General features: G+C 29.2%; 5 protein-coding genes. All 5 read right to left on the bottom strand.

Annotated elements, in window-relative coordinates; all coding sequences use genetic code 11:
- Positions 1-214: 214 nt before the first annotated feature.
- Genes ACLR9T_RS13365 through ACLR9T_RS13345 form a run of 5 tightly spaced genes read right to left on the bottom strand, consistent with a single transcriptional unit; the run spans position 215 to position 4364 of the window.
- Complete coding sequence (locus ACLR9T_RS13365; RefSeq protein WP_413110004.1) at positions 215-730, bottom strand: hypothetical protein; 516 nt, start codon at positions 728-730, stop codon at positions 215-217.
- A 55-nt stretch (positions 731-785) separates the two neighbouring features.
- Positions 786-1511, bottom strand: coding sequence for a D-alanyl-D-alanine carboxypeptidase family protein (locus tag ACLR9T_RS13360; RefSeq protein WP_413110003.1), 726 nt, complete (start codon positions 1509-1511; stop codon positions 786-788).
- Between the two features lie 51 nt (positions 1512-1562).
- Complete coding sequence (locus ACLR9T_RS13355) at positions 1563-2273, bottom strand: hypothetical protein (protein WP_413110002.1); 711 nt, start codon at positions 2271-2273, stop codon at positions 1563-1565.
- Positions 2260-3708, bottom strand: a complete 1449-nt coding sequence (locus tag ACLR9T_RS13350; protein WP_413110001.1) for a sensor histidine kinase — start codon at positions 3706-3708, stop codon at positions 2260-2262. Before ACLR9T_RS13350 ends, ACLR9T_RS13355 begins: the two co-directional genes overlap by 14 nt.
- Positions 3705-4364 carry a response regulator transcription factor gene (locus tag ACLR9T_RS13345; RefSeq protein ID WP_413110000.1) on the bottom strand — a complete coding sequence of 220 codons (660 nt, stop codon included), beginning with the start codon at positions 4362-4364 and terminating at the stop codon, positions 3705-3707. Before ACLR9T_RS13345 ends, ACLR9T_RS13350 begins: the two co-directional genes overlap by 4 nt.
- Between the last annotated feature and the right edge of the window lie 414 nt (positions 4365-4778).

Here is a 4778-nt window from a genome sequence, read left to right as displayed (position 1 = left end):
CCCACGTAGTCAGCTTGGAAGGCTGAAGTTCTACCATTGAACTACACCCGCATTTTCTTAACAGAGCCCTTAACGACTACTGCTCGTCTATAATAACATTTTATAAATACTATTGCAAGACTTTTTTTATTATTTTTTCAATTTTTTTATCAAATATTTTCTTACTTTTTACTTCAAAAATATTACAGATAAAAAAACACCTTTTAAAGGCGTTTTATTCACTAACTTCAGGCTGATTATTTTCTGGCTTATCATTTTCATCCGCAGATGAATTATCTGGTGTTGCATTATCATTTGATTCATCAATGTCATTATTAGGTTGGTCATTATCCTCCAATCCTTTTTTTGTATAATTATTATCATTTTTCTTTTCATTTTCTTTAGAATCACTATTATCATTTTTTGAATCATCAAGCTGATTTTGAAGATCATCAATTTGATTTTGTTGATCTTGATAATATTCATAAGCAAAATATCCGCCTACACCAACTCCTGCAATAATAATTAGAATTAATAAAAATATTAAAATCGTTGTAAAAACTGAACGTCCCTGTTTTTCTTTTTTTACTTTTGTTTTTGTTTTACGTTTAGTTTTTGTAACTTTCTTTTTCTTTGTTTTTGGACGTCGTTTATCTTTGTGTATCACTTCTGCTGTTTCTTTATCACCAGCTTCTATTTCATCGTTTTCTATTCCCAAATCACTATCATTGAATTCAAATCTCTTAGTCATTTTATTCACCTCATGTATATAATATTATACACAGATATGAATTTTATATAAACTTTTAACTATTTTTTAGATTATCCAAATATTCTTCTAAACAAATACCTTGTCTAGTAATTTTTTTAGCATGTTCTTTTCCTACATAACGATAATGCCAAGGTTCGTAATTAACCCCTGTAAGATTACTTTTATCTGATGGATATCGTAAAATAAAGCCATATCGTTGACAATTTTCCATTAACCAACGCTGTTCTTCAGTTTTTTCCTGACTTTTATCTAGACGCTGATTATCACGAGAAACCAAATCAACAGCTAATCCTAATTGATGTTCACTTGTATTTGGTTTTGCCACCCACATACTTGCTGCATCCTGCGCTTCATTATATGAATAACCTTTTTTTAAATATTCACTAACCTTATTTACAAAAAGTTGTTTTTGTTTATCATATGTACGATATGATGAACAAACAATTATATTCATCCCTTCTTTTTTAGCATTATCTAACATCTCCTGCAAAGCCTGATAAGCTCGTTGATCAATCGATTGTCGATCATTTAAAGGCACTAAATTTACTTGCCAATTATCCGGTACTTTATTTTTATAATTAACCAATGTTAATAATTCATCATTAATTATTTTATCCTTTTCAACCTCAGTTACATCTGTCTTTATAACATCGTTTTTAACATTTTCCTGACTTTCAACACTTTTTTGCTCCATTACGTAATTCAATCCCAGTCCGTAACCAGCAATTAATATTAGAGCAATCATTATCCTTTTCTTCATTTTTTCTGCCTCCTTATCCAAATAATATAATAGAGAGGCATATAATTAGTTTCATTTCAGCATCAAAGTTGCATCATAACTATCAATTCTATAAACATTAACACTTACAACAGTTTCTTTTTCACTAATTTTAACAAAACATTGCTTCAACGTTTCTTCTTTTGATAATCCCAAATAATCCATCCCATAACAGATCAAAGCATCTTTATTCGAAATAGCATCTGTACTCATAGTATAATTACTATTTCCCTCATTTTCAAAACTAAAGTTATAAATAGTATTATCATTACCATCCATCAAAACATATACATGACCATTTTCACTAACAAAAGTTACTTGAATTAAAACAACACAACTTTCAGGATCAGTAGCTTCAGCATAAGTTATTGTATTAATTATATTTTTTTCATAGCTTTCATCAAAATCAATATTTGGTATAATTCCTAAGTTTTGTAATTTTTTGATTTCCTCTGTAGCATTCTCTTTTATTCGATTATCCTCTTCATTTGATTTTATCTGTTGTGTAATACAAACATAATTTTGGCCATTAGAATTATAATCACGCAATAAATTTATCTTTTCTTTAGTATTTAACTTACTTTTCTGCAAGATTAATGTATTTTTATTATCAACTTTCTCTACTATGACTTGAGCAAGCATTCTATTATCATTCCACTTAGATAATAAAATCGGCATTATAGCAATAACCACTAATAATAACATCGCTATAAACCCAATAAATAAAATCTTAATTTTCTTCAAAGATCTCACCGCCCTTAAGCAAAACCGTTACTACTGTACCTTGATTTTTTATACTTTCAAATTTCATCTCACCATGATGCAGTTTTACTATCTGATCACAAATCGCCAAACCTAAACCAGCCCCTCCAACACTACGAGAACGTGATTTATCAACCATATAAAACTCTTCTTTAATTTTACCTATTTCTTTAGCATCTATCCCACAACCATTATCCTTGACCTTAATACAATAACAATCATTACTCTTTACCCCTATAAGTTCAATTACGCCATTATCAATTATCGCCTTACGAGCATTATCAAGTAAATTCAAACAAACTGTTTTCATTAAATCTGGCTCTATTAATATTTCTATATCTTCAACCAAAACTTTAAATTCAATTTTTGAATCTTTCATTATCGGTGCAACAACCGCCTTAATTTCATCAAAAAATTCTATAGTATTAATTTTTACCATCTCAAAATTTTGTTTTTTCAAAACAATTAACTCCATCAATTTCATTGACATAACTTCTAAGCGTTTACCTTCTTGCACTATCAAATTTGCATAACTAATAATTTGTTCTTCACTAAGTTTTTTACTTCTAAGCATATCTCCATATCCAATCATCGATGTTAGTGGTGTTTTTAATTCATGGGCAAAATTACCAACAAATATCTCTTGACGGTTTAACGCCTCTTGCAATTTATCCATCGATACCATTAAACGTTTGGTCATCGTATTAAAATCTTTAGTTAATTGTCCAATTTCATCATCGCTGCTAACCTTAATTTCAGTACCCAAACCTTCGGCGGTAATTTGCTTAGTTGCTTGGGATAATTTTTCAATCGGCTTCACTAACCATCTTGTTACAATAAAAATCACTATCGCACCTACAAGTGACAATAGCCCTATACAGTACATAAAAGTTTGATATTGCTCTTTACGCCCTTTAAATAAAGAAGAAATATCACGAGAATTTTCAAGATAAATATCAACATCATCTATTGCCATTTCTAATTTTCTTAAAGTATGAATTTTATATTTACTTTTATTTTCTGTTATTTTATAACCCCTGTTTCCAGATTTTATCTCTTTAATCATACTTATATCATCTAAAAAGCCACCATTTTGATAAATCATTTTGCCTGTATTATCTCGTAAGCAAAACGAAATACCACCATTAAAAGTTTGAACTCTTAAAGTTGCAGCTGAATTTTGAATAACACTAAATTTTTCCTTTTTACTATTCTCATAGTTTACAAAACCATCAACAGGTGTAAGCAAATCATTCATAAACGAAGAAAAAAGAATATCATTTTCTTGATATGCCATTTCTATTTCACGTTGTAAAGATGATTTAAAACCTGTTTCTATCAATAAATAGCCACCCACACTAAAACACGTTACAACCATTAACATTATCGTTAAATAAAGCTTCCAAAAAAATTTCACTCCCCCACCTCCAAACGATATCCTATTTTATACACTGAAACAATCTTGTCTTCCAACCCTACTTTCTTACGCATCCGTTGAACATGTAAATCAACTGTCCGACTATCACCGCGATAACTTTCTTGCCAAACTAATTCATAGATTCGGTCCCTAAACAAAGCAATATTTTTATTTTGTAAAAAAAGGACTAATAAGTCATATTCTTTAACTGTTAAATTTACAATTTCATCACCTTTTCTTACCACCCGCGACAAAGTATCAACACTAACATCATAAACTGATAAATAATGAGATATTTTATCATACCTCCTAAGAACTGTTTCTACTCTTGCTAGAAGTTCAATAATTTCAAACGGTTTAACAATATAATCTTCAGCTCCCATTTTTAACCCTTTAACCCGATCATTTACATCAGCTTTTGCAGTTAAAAAAATTACTGGAATATTTAATGGACGAATATATTCCATCAGTTCATAACCATTGACTTTTGGCAACATAATATCTAATAAAATTAAATCAAATGATTCATTTTCAACTAAATCCGCACCCTGCATACCATCATACGCACATCTACACAAATAACCCGCATCAGTTAAACTAATTCTAATTAGTTCATTTATTGCTTTTTCATCTTCAACTATTAATATTTTATTCATCGAATATCACCCTCATCATTATACTATTTAATTGCATCATTTTTACATCATAAACATTATTTATTTTCAATCAATAGTTTTTGCTAATTTTCATTTCCAACAAAGCCAGTTAATTATGTAACACACAAAATATATTCAACTATTTTTGATTTAATTTATAGCATCATTGTATACAAAAAAAGGATTCATAACGTGATGAATCCTTTGATTATTAGCTAATTTCTTTTACCATATAATAATTCAGTTTGATTCTAAAATAATTTAAAACTTCCCCAAATATTTTTATACAATATTTCACAAAAAAACAACATATATATTTATATGTTGTCCTAATATAACCGTTATCTTCACATTTACAAAATGGAGCGGGTGATGGGAATCGAACCCACGTAGTCAGCTTGGAAGGCTGAAGTT

Source organism: Thomasclavelia sp. (assembly GCF_047249845.1).
Lineage (GTDB): Bacteria > Bacillota_I > Bacilli_A > Erysipelotrichales > Coprobacillaceae > Thomasclavelia.
The sequence above is the reverse complement of the archived record's forward strand: the minus strand, read 5'-3'. Positions and strand labels throughout refer to the sequence as shown.

What these genes read in the sequence shown, in the direction of transcription:
- ACLR9T_RS13360 (WP_413110003.1), bottom strand. Translation starts at nt 1,511, where the DNA reads ATGAAGAAAAGGATAATGATTGCTCTAATATTAATTGCTGGTTACGGA.
- ACLR9T_RS13345 (WP_413110000.1), bottom strand. Translation starts at nt 4,364, where the DNA reads ATGAATAAAATATTAATAGTTGAAGATGAAAAAGCAATAAATGAACTA.
- ACLR9T_RS13365 (WP_413110004.1), bottom strand. Translation starts at nt 730, where the DNA reads ATGACTAAGAGATTTGAATTCAATGATAGTGATTTGGGAATAGAAAAC.